Annotated in this window: 16 protein-coding genes; 13 read left to right on the top strand and 3 right to left on the bottom strand. The window is 62.4% G+C overall.

The window, feature by feature from the left end; genetic code table 11:
• Nucleotides 1-4 precede the first annotated feature (4 nt).
• Together ACTJKE_RS07555 and ACTJKE_RS07550 are read right to left on the bottom strand one after the other, a co-directional pair.
• Nucleotides 5-1,285, bottom strand: coding sequence for an NAD(P)/FAD-dependent oxidoreductase (locus ACTJKE_RS07555; protein WP_058326336.1), 1,281 nt, complete (start codon nt 1,283-1,285; stop codon nt 5-7).
• Between the two features lie 73 nt (nt 1,286-1,358).
• Nucleotides 1,359-2,186, bottom strand: a complete 828-nt coding sequence (locus ACTJKE_RS07550) for a transporter substrate-binding domain-containing protein (RefSeq protein ID WP_058324972.1) — start codon at nt 2,184-2,186, stop codon at nt 1,359-1,361.
• A 423-nt stretch (nt 2,187-2,609) separates the two neighbouring features.
• On the opposite strand from ACTJKE_RS07550, the gene ACTJKE_RS07545 reads away from it, so the two are divergent.
• From ACTJKE_RS07545 to ACTJKE_RS07485, 13 genes are all read left to right on the top strand, one after another.
• Nucleotides 2,610-2,987, top strand: a complete 378-nt coding sequence (locus tag ACTJKE_RS07545; protein WP_058326337.1) for a YciI family protein — start codon at nt 2,610-2,612, stop codon at nt 2,985-2,987.
• A gap of 262 nt (nt 2,988-3,249) precedes the next feature.
• On the top strand, nt 3,250-4,092 hold the full coding sequence (gene phnC / locus ACTJKE_RS07540; RefSeq protein ID WP_058326338.1) for a phosphonate ABC transporter ATP-binding protein: 843 nt from the start codon (nt 3,250-3,252) through the stop codon (nt 4,090-4,092).
• An 86-nt stretch (nt 4,093-4,178) separates the two neighbouring features.
• Nucleotides 4,179-5,084 (top strand): phosphonate ABC transporter substrate-binding protein, encoded by a 906-nt coding sequence (phnD, locus tag ACTJKE_RS07535; protein ID WP_058324975.1) that lies wholly within the window; start codon nt 4,179-4,181, stop codon nt 5,082-5,084.
• Nucleotides 5,085-5,265: 181 nt separating this feature from the next.
• Nucleotides 5,266-6,228, top strand: coding sequence for a phosphonate ABC transporter, permease protein PhnE (phnE, locus tag ACTJKE_RS07530; protein WP_058326340.1), 963 nt, complete (start codon nt 5,266-5,268; stop codon nt 6,226-6,228).
• A 9-nt stretch (nt 6,229-6,237) separates the two neighbouring features.
• Nucleotides 6,238-7,755, top strand: a complete 1,518-nt coding sequence (phnE, locus tag ACTJKE_RS07525; protein ID WP_058326341.1) for a phosphonate ABC transporter, permease protein PhnE — start codon at nt 6,238-6,240, stop codon at nt 7,753-7,755.
• A 127-nt stretch (nt 7,756-7,882) separates the two neighbouring features.
• A complete protein-coding gene (locus ACTJKE_RS07520; protein ID WP_440637262.1) occupies nt 7,883-8,590 on the top strand; it encodes a DUF1045 domain-containing protein in 708 nt (235 codons plus the stop codon).
• Nucleotide 8,591: 1 nt separating this feature from the next.
• Nucleotides 8,592-9,731 (top strand): alpha-D-ribose 1-methylphosphonate 5-triphosphate diphosphatase, encoded by a 1,140-nt coding sequence (locus ACTJKE_RS07515; protein ID WP_058326342.1) that lies wholly within the window; start codon nt 8,592-8,594, stop codon nt 9,729-9,731.
• Complete coding sequence (phnN, locus tag ACTJKE_RS07510) at nt 9,728-10,315, top strand: phosphonate metabolism protein/1,5-bisphosphokinase (PRPP-forming) PhnN (RefSeq protein ID WP_058326343.1); 588 nt, start codon at nt 9,728-9,730, stop codon at nt 10,313-10,315. Before ACTJKE_RS07515 ends, phnN begins: the two co-directional genes overlap by 4 nt.
• A 319-nt stretch (nt 10,316-10,634) precedes the next feature.
• Entirely contained in the window at nt 10,635-11,879 is a 1,245-nt protein-coding gene (gene hutI, locus ACTJKE_RS07505) for an imidazolonepropionase (protein WP_058326344.1), read from the top strand.
• Nucleotides 11,876-13,411 carry a histidine ammonia-lyase gene (hutH, locus tag ACTJKE_RS07500; protein ID WP_058324981.1) on the top strand — a complete coding sequence of 512 codons (1,536 nt, stop codon included), beginning with the start codon at nt 11,876-11,878 and terminating at the stop codon, nt 13,409-13,411. Before hutI ends, hutH begins: the two co-directional genes overlap by 4 nt.
• A gap of 1 nt (nt 13,412) precedes the next feature.
• Nucleotides 13,413-14,231 (top strand): N-formylglutamate deformylase, encoded by an 819-nt coding sequence (hutG, locus tag ACTJKE_RS07495; protein ID WP_058326345.1) that lies wholly within the window; start codon nt 13,413-13,415, stop codon nt 14,229-14,231.
• A 2-nt stretch (nt 14,232-14,233) separates the two neighbouring features.
• Entirely contained in the window at nt 14,234-15,907 is a 1,674-nt protein-coding gene (gene hutU / locus ACTJKE_RS07490) for a urocanate hydratase (protein WP_058325077.1), read from the top strand.
• A 226-nt stretch (nt 15,908-16,133) separates the two neighbouring features.
• Nucleotides 16,134-16,814 carry a hypothetical protein gene (locus ACTJKE_RS07485; protein ID WP_093232886.1) on the top strand — a complete coding sequence of 227 codons (681 nt, stop codon included), beginning with the start codon at nt 16,134-16,136 and terminating at the stop codon, nt 16,812-16,814.
• Here the strand turns inward: ACTJKE_RS07485 and ACTJKE_RS07480 are convergent.
• Entirely contained in the window at nt 16,811-18,037 is a 1,227-nt protein-coding gene (locus ACTJKE_RS07480; protein ID WP_058326347.1) for an MFS transporter, read from the bottom strand. The genes ACTJKE_RS07485 and ACTJKE_RS07480 overlap by 4 nt on opposite strands.
• Nucleotides 18,038-18,045: the final 8 nt, after the last annotated feature.

Genomic DNA, 18,045 nt, shown 5'->3' with positions numbered 1-18,045 from the left:
GCGTTCAGGCCGCGCGCTCGCGCCACCAGTCCTGTGCCTGCAGTTTCCAGTAGGTGAGTTGAGCAACCGCCAGCCCGGCATAGCCGCCGGCCCAGACCAGACCGAACGGCCGGAAGAGCTTGTAGCGGTCTGACTGTCCGAGAATGCCTTCGGCTACCAGCTTGCCGCCGATCGCCGTGGTGTTGAGCCCGTGGCCGCCAAAGGCGGTGCAATGCCAGACTCCCGGCCGCATCTCACCGATCTGGGGCATCAGGTGGCGTGCATAGGACATCAGCCCAGACCAGGCGAGTTCGGTCTTCAGTTCCTTGAGTTGCGGATAGGTGCCCGTCATCTCCCGCCGCAATTCGGCCGCAAGGGCCGCCGGCGAAGCTGCACGCGTGGTGATCCGCCCACCCCAAAGCAGCCGCTTGCCTCCATCCACCAGCCGGTAATAGTCCCCGGCGCGGCGGTTGTCGCCGATCGCGTCGCGGGTGACGATGGCAGAACGGATCAGGTCTGGCGCTTCTTCGCTCAGCATCACATAGGTGGCGATCGGCAGGAACGCACGCCGCAGCCGACCGTTGAGCGCGCCGGTGTAGCCACCGGTCGTGAAGACGACCTGGCGGGCCTTGACGCGGCCGCGGGCGGTCGACACCGTCTTTTCGGCCCCGTCGAGTGTGCTCGCCGTTGCCGCCGAGCCTTCGTAGATCCGCCCACCCAGCCGTTCGATCTCTTCTGCCACTGCACGAAGGTAGTTGAGCGGGTGCATGTGGAAGGCCTTGGGGTCGCGCAGACCCTGGAAATAGCGCTTCGACTTCAACACCGCGCGAATATGCTCGGTGTCGAAGTATTCCAATTCGTATCCGTAGTTTTGACGCATCGCGTCGGCATGTGCCTTCATGCTGCCGTCGTCGTCATAGCGCAGCACGCTGGTGATGCCGGGCTGCGCATGCGCGCTCTCGATCTTCAGCGCCGCGATCGTATCGCGAACAAAATCCACGCCTTCGATCGACAGGCGGTGGATCTGCCGCGCCCCTTCGGCACCGGCCATTCGGGCAATATTCTCGCCACCGGTCGCAAAACCGGGGCTGACGAAGCCTCCATTTCGACCGGAAGCCCCGAAGCCGATACTCTCGGCTTCGAGCACGACCACCGACTGCCCGGCGCGTGCAAGCTGAAGCGCCGTTGTCAGACCAGCAAGCCCACCGCCGACAACGACCGTGTGACATTCGATGGTTTCCGAAAGCACTGGTCTGACCTTCCGGTCGACCATTGTATTTTTGTAGTAGGTGTCGGGATAGGACATGTTCTCTCGCTCGGCGGACAGCGATTAAGGGTTGCGGGGCGGCACGAACTGCCGCCGCGCAGACTTGTCCAATTCAGTCGGCGCTATAGTCCTTGCCGTACCACTTGGTGGTAAAGCTCGCGAGCGTGCCGTCCTTCTTCATCTCCGCGATGAGGTCGCCGATCTTCTTCGTCCACTCGGGGTCGGTCTTTTCTGCGATAACGACGAGCGGCTCCTTGAACGCGTACTCGCCGTCAAGGACCCTGAGCGGATAACCGTTCTTGATGGCGTTGAGCGCTGTCTGTTCCGGCGCGATGACCGCATCAAGGCGCACGCCATTGCCGAGGCGCAGGTCGTCGAAGGGAAGCATGGAATCGGCGAAGGTGCGGATCTCGCCCGGTTCCAGCTTGTATTCGATCGGCGGAAGCCCCGGCGCGTCGATTTCCAACTGCCGGCGAATGAAATCTTCCGATGTCGTGGCCGTTTCAACGCCGACGACCTTGCCGTTCAGGTCGGTGACAGACTTCGCCTCGCTGTCCTTGTGCAGCACATAGACATAGGGGCTGTAGTAATAGATGCCGGCGAAGTCGATGACCTGCGCGCGCGCCTTGGTGGGGGTGACGGAGCCGACGCCGACGTCATAACGTCCCTGCCAGCGGCCGCCTGTCAAGGTCGCCCAGTCCGGCGTCTCGAAGCTGACCTCGACGCCAAGGCGCTTGCCGATCTCGCGGGAGACATCGATGTCGAAGCCGACCAGCTGGTTGCTGTCGTCGAGATAGCTCTGCGGCGGCCACCCGCTATTGGTGGCGACCACCATGGCCTTCTTGCTCATGACACGGTCGAGCGTCTCGCCTGCCTGCGCGGCGGTGGCAAGCGCCAGCGCGGCAGCGCCGACGGCGAGCTGTAGAACCAGTTTCCTCACGCATTCCTCCTGTTTGAACGTCAGCAATGGGTTCCCGTTTATGTAAGATGTCTGACAACATAAGTTAGAAAAGATCGATAAAGACGAGTCAAGGGCGGAAGCGCATCCGCTCCATGAAACGAAGTGATGGGACCATGTGTCTTCGTGATGAATGAGCCAACGAAGCGCACTCCGGCACAGAGTGCATCCATGCTGGCATGATGCACTGGGACATCGCAGTCTCTGACTTTGGACAACCGTTAGGACAAGGCGGTGGTCCGGCGCGCGAACTCAAAGGCGCGGTTCCCTGACTGACGCCCGGGCCTATCGTAGGTCGCAGCATCCTGAGGCTGATTTAGAGAGTAGCGTTGAACCCATGAACCTCGCCACACCGATTGAAGCCATCGGCGAAACCTGACAGGAATACCTCCGGGAGGACGGTTCATGTATTATGCGATCTTGGCTTATCACACGGCAGGCGTGGTCGAATCCTGGAGCGAGGAGGAGGATGCGGCCCTGATGTCCGAGCTGCTCCAGGTGCATGATCGCTTCGTTCAGCAGAAATCATTCGGACCGGCCGCACGGCTCGGCCCCGTCGAAGGTGCGGTGACACTGAGGGGCAAGGGCGAAGGCATCGTCACAGACGGCCCTTTCGCGGAAACCAAAGAGCAGCTTCTCGGCCTCTATGTCGTGGACTTCCCGACGATCGAGGCGGCTATCGCAGCGGCACGCGCCCTGCGACGCAGCAATCCAACGGCGATCTACGAGATCCGACCGATCGCGCTCTATGTTCCGGGGGCGACCTTGGAGCCTGGACCGTAGAGCCAGGAAACGCCCGGCGGTACTGTGCTAGGACGCGATCAGGCGACCGCCCTCGATCCAGCCGAATCTCAAGCTGCAATCTTGCGGGAGGTGGCCAATCGGGCACCCACCGGCGCGATGTCGTTCACTTTTGATTAACCCAGCCCGCGCGGGTGTGAACTGTAACAGAACTTACAACAAACTGACATTTCGCTTTCATGAAGCGCCGATATGGCAGGTGTCATACCGATGACCGGTCTCCCCGAAAGAGGACCTGCTAGAAATGTTTCAGTTGAAGAGTGTAGCCCGCCAGTTCGGCAAGAAGACAGCCGTAAGTTCGGTTACCTTCGACATCCCCCAGGGTCAGATGGTCGGCGTCATCGGCCGTTCGGGCGCCGGCAAGTCGACGCTGCTGCGCATGATCAACCGTCTCGTCGACCTGTCTTCGGGTTCGATCGTCTTCGACGGCAGTGAGGTTTCGTCGCTTCGCGGCGCTGCACTGCGCACTTGGCAGCGTGACTGCGCGATGATCTTCCAGCAGTTCAACCTGGTGCCGCGCCTCGACGTGCTCACCAACGTTCTGCTCGGTCGTCTCAATCACCGCTCGACAGTGCTCAGCATCCTCAACATGTTCACCCGCGAAGAACGCATCATGGCGATCGGCGCGCTCGAGCGCCTCGGCATCGAACAGACCGCACTTCAGCCCGCAGGCACGCTCTCCGGCGGCCAGCAGCAGCGCGTGGCGATCGCCCGCGCACTGATGCAGCAGCCGAAGGTTCTGCTCGCCGACGAGCCGATCGCCTCGCTCGACCCGCTGAACGCCAAAATCGTCATGGACGCACTGCGCGACATCAACGAACGCGACGGCATCACGGTCATCACCAATCTCCACACCCTCGATACCGCGCGCAACTATTGCGAACGCATCATCGGCATGGCGCATGGCCGCGTCGTCTTCGACGGCCAGCCCAAGGATCTGACGGCGGCAGCGGTTGCCGAGATCTACGGCGCCGACACGGGCATCGAGGAATCGATGACCTCCACCAGTATCAACATTCCGGCGGCAGAACCGCAGGAAGAAACGGCATCTGCCGGCCTCAAGCCGCTGGCACTGGCCGGCATCTGACGCCCGCCAGGATCGAAAGCCCGCGTCAAGGGCACCTCTTTGAAACCGAATAGGATCCGGCCAAGCCGGACACACGGGAGAACCTTATGCTGAAGAAAGCTCTGCTGGGCGCCGTCGCGCTCCTCGCCCTCGTCGGCCACGCCCAGGCTGAAGACCTCAAGGAATTCCGCATCGGCATTCTCGGCGGCGAAAACGAAGCCGACCGCCTGCGCAACTTCCAGTGCCTCGTCGACAAGCTGCCGGCTGCCATCGGCGTAGAGAAGGTCTCGCTGTTCCCGGCCGCCGACTATGACGGCGTTATCCAGGGCCTGCTCGGTGGCACGCTCGACTACGCCGAGCTCGGCGCTTCCGGCTATGCCAAGATCTACCTCGCCAAGGCTGACGCCGTCGAGCCGATCCTGACGACCGTTCAGACCGACGGTTCGACCGGCTACCACTCGATCATGGTTGCCCGCAAGGATTCCGGCATCACCAAGCTCGAAGACCTGAAGGGCAAGAAGCTCGGCTTCGCCGATCCGGACTCGACCTCGGGCTACCTCGTCCCGCTCGTCACGCTGCCGGAAGCGATCGGCGCGCCGGTCAAGGAATTCTTCGGTGAAACCGGCTTCGGCGGCGGTCACGAAAACCTCGTTCTCGAAGTCGTCAAGGGCACCTTCGATGCCGGCACGACCTTCGGCTCGGGTGTCGGCGAATTCAAGGACGGCTACACCTCGGGCAACCTGAAGAAGATGGTCGACAAGGGCATCCTCGACATGAACGACCTCGTCGAGCTCTGGAAGTCGCCACTGATTCCGAACGGCCCGATCGTCGTGCGCACCTCGATGAACGACGACATGAAGGCGAAGTTCAAGCAGTTCATGGTCGACCTGCCGAAGACCGACGCTGCCTGCTTCTCCGCCATCCAGGGCGGTGACTTCACCGGCTACACCGAAGTCAACTCCGATTTCTACAAGCCGATCATCGACGCCCGCAAGGCAACGATCGGCGGCTGATAGACCGCATCTTCCGGGAACGCTGGCCGCCCAAACGGCCAGCGTTTCACTGTTTGAAGGGGTGCTCGACACCAGCCCTTCAACCATACCCTACCGCTTTGTTTTCACGCATTTCCTGACGGAAAGCCGCTCCGTGCTTTTCCTTGAAATGCCATAGAGGCCGGCGCGAGCCGGAACGGTCATGGCAACTTCCCTGCTCCCGCGGAACCTGAGCGACAACGGCGCCGTCATCGAGCGCCATTGGCAGGAACAGAGTTCCCGCCGCCGGCTTTACTCCTGGCTCGGCTTCGGCATCCTCTTCCTGGCGCTCTCAGGCTCGCTCTGGTTCGCCAACGATTCCAACGCCGGCAAGTTCTTCGATCGCCTGCCGCATTTCTTCGACTTCGTCGGCGATCTCGCACCGCGTGACGGACTGGAAATCTTCCGTGCCATGTTCGACCTGCCCTCGCCCTATGACGACGGCAGCTTCAAATACAACTACCCGGACGGCCGGCTGTACCTGACCGACAGCTTCTATATCCCCGAATACCTGCACAAGATGCTGGAGACCGTGAACATCGCGATCTTCTCGACGATCATCGGCACGGCACTCGGTTTCGTGCTCTGCTTCTTCGCAGCGCGCAACCTGATGCCCAATCCGTGGATCCGCGGTACCGTTCGCCGGATCATGGAGATCCTGCGCGCCTTTCCGGAAGTGGTGATTGCCGGCTTCTTCCTCGCCATCCTCTCGCTCGGCCCCATTCCCGCGATCGCCGCGGTCTCGATCCACACGGTCGGTGCGCTCGGCAAGCTCTTCTACGAAGTGGTCGAAAACGCCGACATGAAACCGGATGAGGGCCTGCGTGCTGCGGGCGGCAACTGGATCGAGCGCGTCTGGTTCGGCATGGTGCCGCAGGTGCTGCCCAACTTCACCAGCTACTTCCTGCTGCGCCTCGAAATCAACGTGCGCGCCTCGACCATCATCGGCGCCGTTGGTGGCGGCGGCATCGGCGAGCTGCTGCGCCTTTCGATCGGCCAGGGCCACCAGGCGAAAACGCTTGCGATCGTCATCCTGCTGTTTGCGACCATTTTCGCCGTCGACCAGTTTTCCGCCTGGCTTCGCCGTCGCCTCGTTGGCGAACAGGCCTTCCAGCTTGCCCAGTAGGTGCGCGCTATGACCACGACCACACGACTGAGCCCGATGGAGATGGACGCGATCGCGGCCCGCCATCCCGAGCTCCTGAAATCCTCGACCTCCAAGCGTGTACGCACGGCAACGATCGCCGGCGGCATTGTCGTCTATCTCATCTTCAGCTGGTGGTTCTTCTCGATCGGTCAGGTGCTTGGCAATGCCAACTGGGGTATCGCCGGCACTTATCTCGCCGACTGGGTCTCCTACGAGGTGCGGCCCGAGATCCACATCGCCTCCGACCGGACAATGAGCCTCAACTATCAGCGCAATTCGCCGCTCGGGCCCAATCCCGATCCGGATTGGGTGGAACTCGACAAGGAGACGGTGACGCGCCGCGTGGAAATTCCGGCGTCGACGACGCAGGCGGCAAAGCCGAAGGTAAGCTCGTCCTTCAGCTTCATGACGCCCGGTTCAGCACTCGGCGGCACCACCACGGCCGAAGCTCAGAACCGCGTCGAAACCCGCACGGAAGAAGTCCTGACCCGAGTCGTCGTGACCTATGACCGCTCAACCAGGATCGAGATCGCCGACAGCCTGGTCAAGGCGACGCATGGCGGCGAGACCCTGGTGATGGCCGTCGATGGCGCCGACAGGGTGATGCCGCAGGGCACGCTGCCCACCTGGGCGACGCAGAAGCGTCCAGGCGAGAAGATCGTGCTTGCATTCGGCGCCACCGGCTGGGCCGAAGTCGAAGGCGACGAGGTTTCTATCCGCAATCGCTTCTTCGGCTGGGCGAACTTCCTCTTCGACACCAACTCGCCCTTCTTCGGCAAGAGCTACGGCGAGGTCGCCTCGCTCATCATATCCGGCGAGCGCATCGATCTGTCCCGCTCGAACCTCTCGCTTGCCTGGAACAACATCCTCTATAACGCCGAGTGGCAGCATCTGGATGTCTGGACGAAGCTGCTGCAGACCGTCGTCATGGCCTTCGTCGGCACACTCTTTGCATCGCTGATCGCCTTCCCGCTCTGCTTCCTCGCAGCCCGCAACATCACGCCAAGCTTCATGACCAATCAGTTGGTCAAGCGCTTCTTCGACTTCCTGCGGTCGGTCGATATGTTCATCTGGGCGCTGTTTTTTACCCGCGCCTTCGGCCCCGGACCGCTTGCCGGTATCTCGGCGATCTTCTTCACCGACACCGGCACGCTCGGGAAGCTCTATTCCGAGGCGCTGGAAAACATCGACGACAAGCAGCGCGAAGGCGTCAAGTCGGTGGGCGCCGCGCCGCTTGCCGTACAGCGCTTCGGCGTGCTGCCGCAGGTGTTGCCGGTCTTTGCCAGCCAGGCGCTTTATTTCTGGGAATCGAACACCCGTTCGGCGACGATCATCGGCGCCGTCGGCGCGGGCGGTATCGGTCTCAAGCTGTGGGAAGCAATGCGCACCAATTCCGATTGGGAAAATGTCGCCTACATGGTGCTTCTGATCTTGCTGGTTGTCTTTATTTTCGACAGCATCTCGAACGCGTGCCGTTCACGCCTTATGGGTCGCAGGGCACATTGACGACAGCCAAGCATTTGCGCGTCCGCCATCATGATGTTGTCATGGAAATCGGCTAGCTGCGCATCGCATCCCGCAAACAATCGACCCGCCTCCCCGGCGGGCCGGTCGCTACAAGAAAGTGAAGACCGTGCGTTATGCAATCTACTTCGCGCCGCCGGCGGACGACCGGCTGTCGCAGACCGCGTCCCGTTGGCTTGGCCGTGACGCCTTTACCGGCCAGGATCTTGCTCTTCCGACGATCGCCGGGATCGACGAAGCGACGCAACGCACACTGACAGCAGACCCGCGACGCTACGGTTTCCACGGAACGCTGAAGGCTCCCTTCGAGCTTGCCGAGGGCCGCGACGAAGACGAACTCCTCAACATCTTCGAATGCTTTGCCGCTGACCTCGATCCTTTCGAAATCCCCGAAATCGTCCTGCACCAGCTCGGTCCGTTTTTTGCCCTAGTGCCGTCCGCTCCCTCTGCCGAACTGCAGGATCTGGCCGAAGATGCCGTTCACCGCTTCGACCCGTTCCGTGCACCCCTGTCGGAGATGGACTTCGCCCGGCGCAAGCCGCAGAGCCTCCCGGAACGCCAGAGGCGTTACCTGAGGGAATGGGGCTATCCCTATGTATTCGAAGAATTTCAGTTCCATCTGACTTTGACCGGACCGGTGCCCACCGAAACCAGCGGCATCATGAGCTCGGCGCTCGAAACCACCTTTGCCGAGCACATCGGCAAGCCACTTCACGTAACGTCAGTCGCGCTCTTCGTCGAACCGGAGCGCGGCGCCCCCTTTACTGTCCGCTCCCTGCTGCCGCTCGGCAGCGACACCCAACGAAAGATCGCATGAGATGAGCAAAGAACAGGTTTTGACCAACGCCCGCATCGTCCTTGAGAACAGTATCCTCGACGGTTCGGTGCTGATCCGCGACGGCAAGATTGCCGATATCTCCGCGGGGACGGTCGCCAGCGGCGAGGACTTCGAAGGCGACTACCTCATTCCGGGCCTCATTGAACTGCACACCGATCACCTCGAGGCCCACTATTCGCCGCGCCCGGGCGTGCGCTGGCTGAAGATCGCGGCGATCCAGGCGCATGACGCGCAGGTCGTCACCTCGGGCATCACCACGGTCTTCGACTGCCTTCGGCTCGGCTCCGACGAAGATGGCGGCTTCCAGAAGGGCGAGATGCGCAGCATGGCCGACGCGCTGGCGCAGGCCAAGGAAGAAGGTCGGCTGCGCGCCGACCACTTGATCCACCTGCGCTGCGAGGTCTCCACCTCCGACGTGCTCGATCACTACGATGACTTCCGGAACGACCCACAGGTCAAGCTCGTCTCGCTGATGGACCACGCGCCCGGCCAGCGTCAGTTCCAGACGATGGACCAGTACACGCTCTACTACAAATCCAAGCGCGGCCTTTCCGACGCGGAGTTCGCCCGCTTCGTCGAGCGTCAGCAGGCGCTTTCGGCGAAATATGCCGGCCCGCACCGCACTGCGCTGGCTGAGGCCTGCGCCGCCCGCGGCATCACGATTGCCAGCCATGACGACGCGACCGTCGACCACGTCGAAGAATCGGTCGGCTTCGGCATCAAGCTTGCCGAATTCCCGACAAGCTTCGAAGCCGCCGAAGCGTCGCACCGCGCGGGCCTGAGCGTGCTCATGGGCGCGCCGAACATCGTTCGCGGCAAGTCGCACTCCGGCAACATCGCCGCCCGCGACCTGGCGGAACGTGGCGTGCTCGACGTGCTGTCGTCGGACTATGTGCCCTTCAGCCTGATCCACGCGCCCTTCGTTCTTTCCGACGAAGTCGAAGCCATCGACCTGCCGAAGGCGATCGCGATGGTGACCTCGACACCGGCCCGTACCGTCGGCCTTGACGACCGCGGCCGCGTCGCAGTCGGCCTGCGCGCCGACATCGCCCGCGTCCACCGCAGGCAAGGCATTCCGGTCGTGCGCTCCGTCTGGCGCGAAGGACGGCGTGTCGCATGAGCGCGAACGAACAGGGTGCAGGCGCACTCGTCGTCGTCGTCGGACCGAGCGGTGCCGGCAAGGACAGCGTCATGGGCTTTGCCGCCCGGCATTTTGCCGACTGTCACGACGTGCATTTCGTCCGGCGTGTCATCACCCGTCCGTCGGATGCCGGCGGCGAGGTGCATGAAAGCGTGTCCGAAGACGAATTCGTCGACATGCAGAAGGACGGCGCCTTCGCCGTCTTCTGGGACGCGCATGGCCTCAAATACGGCATCCCCTCCGTGGTGCTCGAAAATGTGCGGAACGGCATGACCGCTATCGTCAACGGCAGCCGCGGCGCCCTGCCGGCGTTCCGGGAAGCGTTTGGCGACATCGCCGTCGTCGTCATCACCGCCGAGGCACCGGTACTGGCCAAGCGGCTTGCAGAACGCGGCCGCGAGAGCGAGGAAGAAGTCCTGCGACGGCTGAGCCGCCAGGCCCCCGATGTCACGTCGGGGCCCGGCGTGAGCGTCATCGACAATAGCGGCAGGCTCGACATCGCCGGCACCCGCTTCGTCGACCTGGTGGAACGATTGCGCATCAAGGCGGACCACGCCGCCTGACGGGGGCGAGCGGTACCGTCGGCTTCGCCTCTCGAATCGACATGGCAGGGCTTTCGGCCGGATATCTTTTCTGACGATCGATTGACACGAGCCCCGAAATTCCGGTTTCGGGGCTTTTTTGCGTTCTCGCGCTTCGGAAGCACATCGCACAGAAGTTGCTCACAGAATCAATTTGTTGGAGCAGCTTGCTCATGTTTTTGAACAGCGCCGCGCCTCTTTTCTTAGCCTTTCCGCCCTGTCCTTTTCCTCCCGCCACACGATTTTCCTCTTGTGGAGCGAATTAATATGTATATACATTATATCCAGTGGAGGCGACCTCATGAACGATATCTCGACCCGCAAGCAGTCATCCGGCGTTTGGCGCAACACGCGCCTTGTGACGCTGAGCGAAGGCGCCGAAGGACTTGGGCTTGTCGAGAATGCGGCCGTTGCTGTCGTCGATGGGCGGATCGCTTTTGCGGGTCCCGATCGCGATCTGCCGGCCAACCTCGCAGGCCGCCTCGAAGCGGTTGACTGCGAAGGCCGCGTCTTGACGCCGGCCCTCATCGATTGCCATACGCATCTCGTGCACGGCGGCAACCGCGCCCGCGAGTTCCAGATGCGGCTCGAAGGCGCCACCTATGAAGAGATCGCACGGGCCGGCGGTGGCATCGTTTCCTCGGTGAAAGCGACCAATGCGCTGAGCGTCGACCAACTCGTGGAAAGCGCTCTGCCACGGCTCGACACGCTTCTTTCCGAAGGTGTTTCGACGGTCGAAATCAAGTCCGGTTACGGGCTCAATGTGACGGCTGAGCTCAACATGCTGCGCGCCGCCCGCAAGCTGGAAACGCTCCGCCCGGTCCGCGTCGTCACCAGCTACCTCGCCGCGCATGCGACGCCCGCAGACTACAAGGGCCGCAACGGCGACTACATCACCGATGTCGTGCTGCCCGGCCTCGATGCAGCGCACGCCGAAGGGCTGGTCGATGCGGTCGACGGTTTCTGCGAGGGCATTGCCTTCTCGACCGCCGAGATCGCCCGTGTCTTCGACCGCGCCAAGGCACTAGGCCTGCCGGTCAAGCTGCACGCAGAACAGCTTTCCAATCTCGGCGGTGCGAAGCTCGCGGCATCCTATGGTGCGCTCTCGGCCGACCATCTCGAATATCTCGACGCCGAAGGCGCCGCAGCCCTTGCCAAATCAGGCACGGTTGCCGTGCTGCTCCCCGGTGCGTTCTATGCACTCCGCGAAGAGCGCCTGCCGCCGGTTCAGGCGCTGCGCGACGCCGGCGCACGGATCGCGATCGCCACCGATTGCAACCCCGGCACTTCGCCGCTGACCTCGCTGCTTCTCACCATGAACATGTCGGCGACGTTCTTCCGGCTGACGGTAGCCGAATGCCTGGCCGGCACAACGCGCGAAGCCGCGCGCGCCCTCGGCCTGCTCGCGGAGACCGGAACCATCGAGGTCGGCAAGTCGGCCGATCTCGCGCTCTGGAACATCGAGGATCCCGCCGAGCTCGTCTACCGCATCGGCTTCAACCCACTTCATGAACGCATCTTCAGAGGGCAAAGGATCGGTCAATGACCATCATTCTACATCCGGGCTCCGTGCCCCTTCGCGACCTCGAAACCATCTACTGGACCGGAGAGCCGGCTCGTCTGGACCCGTCCTTTGACGCCGGAATCAAGAAGGCGGCCGGCCGCATCGCCGAAATCGTCGCCGGCAATGCCCCGGTCTACGGCATCAACACCGGCTTCGGCAAACTCGCCTCGATCAAGATCGACAGCGCCGATGTCGCGACGCTTCAGCGCAATCTGATCCTGTCGCATTGCTGCGGCGTGGGCGAGCCGCTTGCCGAAAACGTCGTGCGTCTGATCCTGTCGCTGAAGCTCGTTTCGCTCGGTCGCGGCGCCTCCGGCGTCCGTCTCGAACTCGTGCGTCTGATCGAAGCCATGCTCGAAAAGGGCGTAGTCCCGGTCATTCCCGAGAAGGGCTCGGTTGGTGCTTCCGGCGACCTCGCCCCGCTCGCCCATATGGCAGCCGTGATGATGGGCCATGGCGAAGCCTTCTTCGAAGGGCGCCGCATGTCCGGCGCCGAGGCGCTTTCCGCCGCTGCCCTGACGCCCGTCGTGCTGGCCGCCAAGGAAGGCTTGGCGCTGATCAACGGCACCCAGACCTCGACGGCGCTGGCGCTTGCCGGTCTCTTCCGCGCCCACCGCGCCGCGCAGGCAGCACTGATCACCGGCGCTATGTCGACCGACGCCGCCATGGGTTCGTCCGCCCCCTTCCATCCCGACATCCACACGCTGCGTGGTCATCGCGGCCAGATCGATACGGCCGCCACATTGCGCACTTTGCTTGCCGGCTCCGCGATCCGCGAAAGCCATATCGAAGGCGACGAGCGCGTACAGGACCCCTATTGCATCCGCTGCCAGCCGCAGGTCGATGGCGCCTGCCTCGATCTCCTGCGCTCGGTCGCGCGCGTGCTCGAGATCGAAGCGAACGCCGTCACCGATAACCCGCTGGTCCTTTCGGACAATTCCGTCGTCTCCGGCGGCAACTTCCACGCCGAACCGGTTGCGTTTGCCGCCGACCAGATCGCGCTGGCCATCTGCGAGATCGGCGCGATCTCGCAGCGCCGCATCGCGCTGCTCGTCGATCCGGCACTCTCCTACGGCCTGCCGGCCTTCCTCGCCAAGAAGCCGGGTCTCAACTCCGGCCTGATGATCGCCGAGGTGACCTCCGCCGCGCTGATGTCGGAGAACAAGCAGCTCTCGCACCCGGCCTCGGTCGACTCGACCCCGACTTCGGCCAACCAGGAAGACCACGTTTCGATGGCCTGCCACGGCGCCCGCCGCCTGCTGCAGATGACCGAAAACCTGTTCTCTATCGTCGGCATCGAAGCCCTGACCGCGGTCCAGGGCGTCGAGTTCCGCGCGCCGCTGAAGACGAGCCCCGAGTTGCAGAAGGCAGCCGCGGCACTTCGCGCCGTCTCTCTGACGATCGAGGAAGATCGCTACATGGCCAACGACCTCAAGGCTGCCGGCGATCTCGTCGCCTCGGGCCGCCTGAACGCCGCCATCTCCGCCGGCATCCTGCCTGGCCTGGAGAGCTGAGATGGCGGTCTTCGAAGTCAAAAGGGGAAACTCCCCGGTCATCCTCGGATTTCCGCACACCGGCACTGACGTGCCGGCTGCGATCTGGGATCGGCTCAACGACAACGGCCGGATATTGGCCGATACCGATTGGCATATCCACCAGCTCTATGACGGCCTGCTGCCGGAGGTGACCGTCGTTCGCGCCACCTTCCACCGCTACGTGATCGACGCCAACCGCGATCCCGAAGGCGTCAGCCTTTACCCCGGCCAGAACACGACCGGCCTGATCCCGGAAACGGATTTCGACGGCAAGCCGATCTGGAAGGATGGAGAGGCGCCAACCGAAGCCGATATCGCCGAACGCCTCCAGACGTTCCACGCGCCCTATCACGCGGCGCTTGCCGCCGAGATCGAGCGCGTCAAGGCGATCAATGGCGTCGTCGTGCTCTATGACTGCCATTCGATCCGCTCGCACATCCCGTTCCTCTTCGAAGGAAAGCTGCCGGATCTGAACATCGGCACCGACATGGGCAAGACCTGCGCACCGGAAATCGAGAAGGAAACAGCAGAAATCGCTGCTGCAGCAAAAGGTTACAGCAGCATTCTCAATGGTCGCTTCAAGGGTGGATGGACGACCCGCCACTATGGGCGCCCCGAGACTGGCGTGCATGCGATCCAGATGGAACTCGCGCAATCGACCCATCTGGCAGCGGAAGAACCACCCTTCGCGCTCGACGCCGCCCGTTCAGCACTGCTGCGTGAGCCGCTGAAAGCCATTTTGAACCGCATCGAAACCATCGCATTTGACCTCAAGAGACAGACAGGGAGCGAGGCATGACCATGAACAATCCGCGCCACAACATTCGCGACGTGCGCGCCCCCCAGGGCACGACGCTCAACGCCAAGAGCTGGCTGACCGAAGCGCCGCTGCGCATGCTGATGAACAACCTCGATCCGAACGTTGCGGAAAATCCGCACGAACTGGTCGTCTACGGCGGCATCGGCCGAGCGGCGCGCACCTGGGCCGATTTCGACAAGATCGTCGAGACGCTCAAGGACCTGAACGACGACGAAACGCTGATGGTGCAGTCCGGCAAGCCGGTCGGCGTCTTCCGCACCCATAAGGATGCGCCGCGCGTTCTCATCGCCAACTCCAACCTCGTGCCGCATTGGGCGACCTGGGATCATTTCAACGAGCTGGATAAGAAGGGTCTCGCCATGTACGGCCAGATGACCGCCGGCTCGTGGATCTACATCGGCACTCAAGGGATTGTTCAGGGCACCTACGAAACCTTCGTCGAGGCCGGCCGCCAACACTATGGCGGCAACCTCAAGGGCAAATGGGTCCTGACCGGCGGCCTCGGCGGCATGGGCGGCGCCCAGCCGCTCGCAGCCGTCATGGCCGGCGCCTCGTGCCTCGCAGTCGAATGCAACCCGGACTCGATCGACTTCCGCCTGCGGACCCGCTACCTCGACGAGAAGGCCGAGACGCTGGACGAGGCGATGGAGATCATCGCGCGCTGGACGAAAAACGGCGAAGCGAAGTCCGTCGGCCTGCTCGGCAACACCGCTGAAATCCTGCCGGAAATGGTTCGCCGCGGCATCCGCCCCGACATGGTCACCGACCAGACCTCGGCACACGACCCGGTCAACGGCTACCTGCCGAAGGGCTGGACCATGGCCGAGTGGAAGGCCAAGCGCGAAAGCGACCCGAAGGCTGTCGAAAAGGCCGCACGCGCCTCGATGCGCGAGCATGTCGAAGCGATGATCGCCTTTCAGGACATGGGCATCCCGACCTTCGACTACGGCAACAACATCCGCCAGGTCGCCAAGGAAGAGGGCCTTGAAAACGCCTTCGCCTTCCCGGGCTTCGTTCCGGCCTATATCCGCCCGCTGTTTTGCCGCGGCATCGGACCATTCCGCTGGGCGGCTCTCTCCGGCGATCCGGAAGACATCTACAAGACCGACGCCAAGGTCAAGGAACTGCTGCCCGACAACAAGCACCTGCACAACTGGCTGGACATGGCGCGCGAGCGCATCTCGTTCCAGGGTCTACCGGCACGCATTTGCTGGGTGGGTCTCGGCGACCGCCATCGCCTCGGCCTCGCCTTCAACGAGATGGTTAAGAATGGCGAACTCAAGGCCCCGGTCGTCATCGGCCGCGACCACCTCGACTCCGGCTCGGTCGCCTCGCCGAACCGCGAGACCGAAGCGATGAAGGACGGCTCGGACGCAGTTTCCGACTGGCCGCTGCTGAACGCGCTGCTCAACACCGCCTCGGGTGCGACCTGGGTATCGCTGCACCACGGCGGCGGCGTCGGCATGGGCTTCTCCCAGCATTCGGGCGTCGTTATCTGCGCCGATGGCACGGATGATGCGGCCAAGCGACTTGAGCGCGTGCTCTGGAACGACCCGGCAACCGGCGTCATGCGCCATGCCGATGCCGGCTACGACATCGCTCTTGATTGCGCCAAGGACAAGGGCCTGCGCCTGCCGGGTATCCTCGGCAACTGATACGCTTTCGACTGACATACTCAACGGAAATGCTGATAGGGGCGCCGCAAGGCGCCCCTATCACTTTTTGATGAGACAAGTACCGGGACTGCATCTTCCTTGCTTCGGCGCCTTGCGACTGTTGATAGCAATGCTAGAAAATAATGATGCCAGCGCATTGCTGGCTACGCGTTGCAGAAGATTTCTTTTCGCTAAAGCGAGCGCTGATTGTTTATGAGAAGGCTTCATGTGTAAGGGCAGAAACAAGCGAAGAACCATTAGACTTCCTATGTTTGCCGTGGGGCTTCTTACGAGCGTCTTTATTGCTTCGTCTTCGGTCGCCCAGAACGTGAGTTTCTTCGGCCCTGTTCGCAACGGAGAGCGACATTTTACCGCCTTCCCGGAGTATATCGGCGTCGGAATGAGCCAAGGGGAGACCAAGAAGAGAGACGTAGTCTTCTCAACAATTCAAATGCTCGCCATCACTGCCGGAATTGAGGTGCGAGCCCAACCGGGCCTCGGGAGAAACACCATCGGCGTGATATTTAGAAAAGATGTCGTCCAGAATGGCCGGGTCGACGTTCGCAAAATTGAAGATTTCGGCTTCGACCCCTACTACAGCAAATTGCTCAACGACACCGCAGGAAGCGGCGCAGGAAACTGCGCCTCCGCGGTGAACTATTCTGCGGAAGGGCGGTTTGACCGCGCCGTCGTCGTTGCAAACAGCGATGTCCCCGATCAGGAATTGGCGACCTGCGTGGCTCAGGCCCAGGCGCATGCGCTGGGGATAGCCACCTTTAACTCCAGCAAGGCCGACTTCTCGCGCTTCTTCGCGAGGATTATGATCCTCGTCGATCAAAAGAAGAGGTGTCTCCAAGACAACCAAACCACATTGACCTGCAAATTTGTCGATGAGCCCTGGGACTAACCTGGTTCGCGGCTGACCGTCCTCTTTCCTTTTCTATCGCCATCGAGCGCCAGCAGCAGCAACAAGCCGGCAAATCCTGCAACACCACCGAGCAACGCCGTTCCGGAATAGTTGCTGATCCGGGTGCCGAGCGCAAAAAGCCCGGCGCAAAGCCCACCGCTCAGGAAAAGGTTCACGGCAATCAGTGAGCTTCCCAAGCCCGGCCGGTCGGCAATCAGGTCCTGAAGGTAGCTGATCGGGATGGTGATCAGCGCCGCTGCACCGAAGGCGCTGATGAGCGTGAGCGCGTAGATCTGCCACGTGGCCGTGGAAAAGCCGAGCAGCACCATATAGCCGATGTAGATGGCCGTCCCCAGCGCCAGCGCCTTGAACGGCACCAGGCTCAACTGGATGCGCGCCCAGACGAAAATGAAGACGACTTCCAGGAAGGCGACGATGCCGACGATGATGCCGATATCGGTGACGCTACCGCCGATCTCATCCGTCATGATCAGCGGCAGCACGGCGGCATTGACGTGCAGGCTCGACGTGATCGTCGCAACGGCGATCACCCGCAGGAAGATGCGCGGCGTCAGGATCTCTCGGAACGACGTCCAGTAGGACAGCCGCTTGCCGAGCGACGGATCGGCGCCGCCTTCATTGGGCAACGAAAAATAGACGATCAGCAGGTTGGCGAGGCAACCAAGGCAGGCCAGCAGATAGGCCGGCAGCATGCTTTCGCCGCCTGCCAGCGCGAAGCCGACCAGCCCGGGCACCAGAACCCAGGACACCGATATGGCCGCGCGCGCGCCGGTCGTCAGCGACGAGGCGTCATTCCCGCTCATCCGCCGGGCGATGCTGCGCACATTGGCAAAGAGCAGCGTGTAGAGCGCGCCATAAATCGGCAGCAGCAAGAGGACGCTGACGACGAAGCTCGCCTGGTAGGGCAGCATATAAACGATGCCGTAGCCCACAACGCCGAACAGGATCGCCGTCGACATCAGCACGCGATAATTGCCGACGCGGTCCGCCAGGATGCCGATCGAGACGCTGACGATGACATTCACGGTCGAAGCAAGAAGGATCAGCAGCGAATAGATGGCGTCGCTGAGACCCAGTTCGTTGATGCCGACAACCGACTGATAGGGCGAGGTGGCAGCGCCCGCAAAGCCGAACAGGAAGATCGCCAGCATGCTGATCCGCATGGCCGGGTTGCGCATGGCGCTGAGTATGGTGGAAGTCATGCTAGAAC

The sequence above is a fragment of the Ensifer sp. 22521 genome, assembly GCF_052044795.1.
Taxonomy (GTDB): Bacteria; Pseudomonadota; Alphaproteobacteria; order Rhizobiales; family Rhizobiaceae; genus Ensifer.
The sequence above is the reverse complement of the archived record's forward strand: the minus strand, read 5'-3'. Positions and strand labels throughout refer to the sequence as shown.

Bases quoted from the DNA above. Each gene is read 5' to 3' on its own strand.
- ACTJKE_RS07555 (WP_058326336.1), bottom strand. From the start codon at position 1,285: ATGTCCTATCCCGACACCTACTACAAAAATACAATGGTCGACCGGAAG.
- ACTJKE_RS07545 (WP_058326337.1), top strand. From the start codon at position 2,610: ATGTATTATGCGATCTTGGCTTATCACACGGCAGGCGTGGTCGAATCC.
- phnC (WP_058326338.1), top strand. From the start codon at position 3,250: ATGTTTCAGTTGAAGAGTGTAGCCCGCCAGTTCGGCAAGAAGACAGCC.
- phnD (WP_058324975.1), top strand. From the start codon at position 4,179: ATGCTGAAGAAAGCTCTGCTGGGCGCCGTCGCGCTCCTCGCCCTCGTC.
- phnE (WP_058326340.1), top strand. From the start codon at position 5,266: ATGGCAACTTCCCTGCTCCCGCGGAACCTGAGCGACAACGGCGCCGTC.
- phnE (WP_058326341.1), top strand. From the start codon at position 6,238: ATGACCACGACCACACGACTGAGCCCGATGGAGATGGACGCGATCGCG.
- ACTJKE_RS07515 (WP_058326342.1), top strand. From the start codon at position 8,592: ATGAGCAAAGAACAGGTTTTGACCAACGCCCGCATCGTCCTTGAGAAC.
- phnN (WP_058326343.1), top strand. From the start codon at position 9,728: ATGAGCGCGAACGAACAGGGTGCAGGCGCACTCGTCGTCGTCGTCGGA.
- hutI (WP_058326344.1), top strand. From the start codon at position 10,635: ATGAACGATATCTCGACCCGCAAGCAGTCATCCGGCGTTTGGCGCAAC.
- hutH (WP_058324981.1), top strand. From the start codon at position 11,876: ATGACCATCATTCTACATCCGGGCTCCGTGCCCCTTCGCGACCTCGAA.
- hutG (WP_058326345.1), top strand. From the start codon at position 13,413: ATGGCGGTCTTCGAAGTCAAAAGGGGAAACTCCCCGGTCATCCTCGGA.
- hutU (WP_058325077.1), top strand. From the start codon at position 14,234: ATGAACAATCCGCGCCACAACATTCGCGACGTGCGCGCCCCCCAGGGC.
- ACTJKE_RS07485 (WP_093232886.1), top strand. From the start codon at position 16,134: ATGTGTAAGGGCAGAAACAAGCGAAGAACCATTAGACTTCCTATGTTT.
- ACTJKE_RS07480 (WP_058326347.1), bottom strand. From the start codon at position 18,037: ATGACTTCCACCATACTCAGCGCCATGCGCAACCCGGCCATGCGGATC.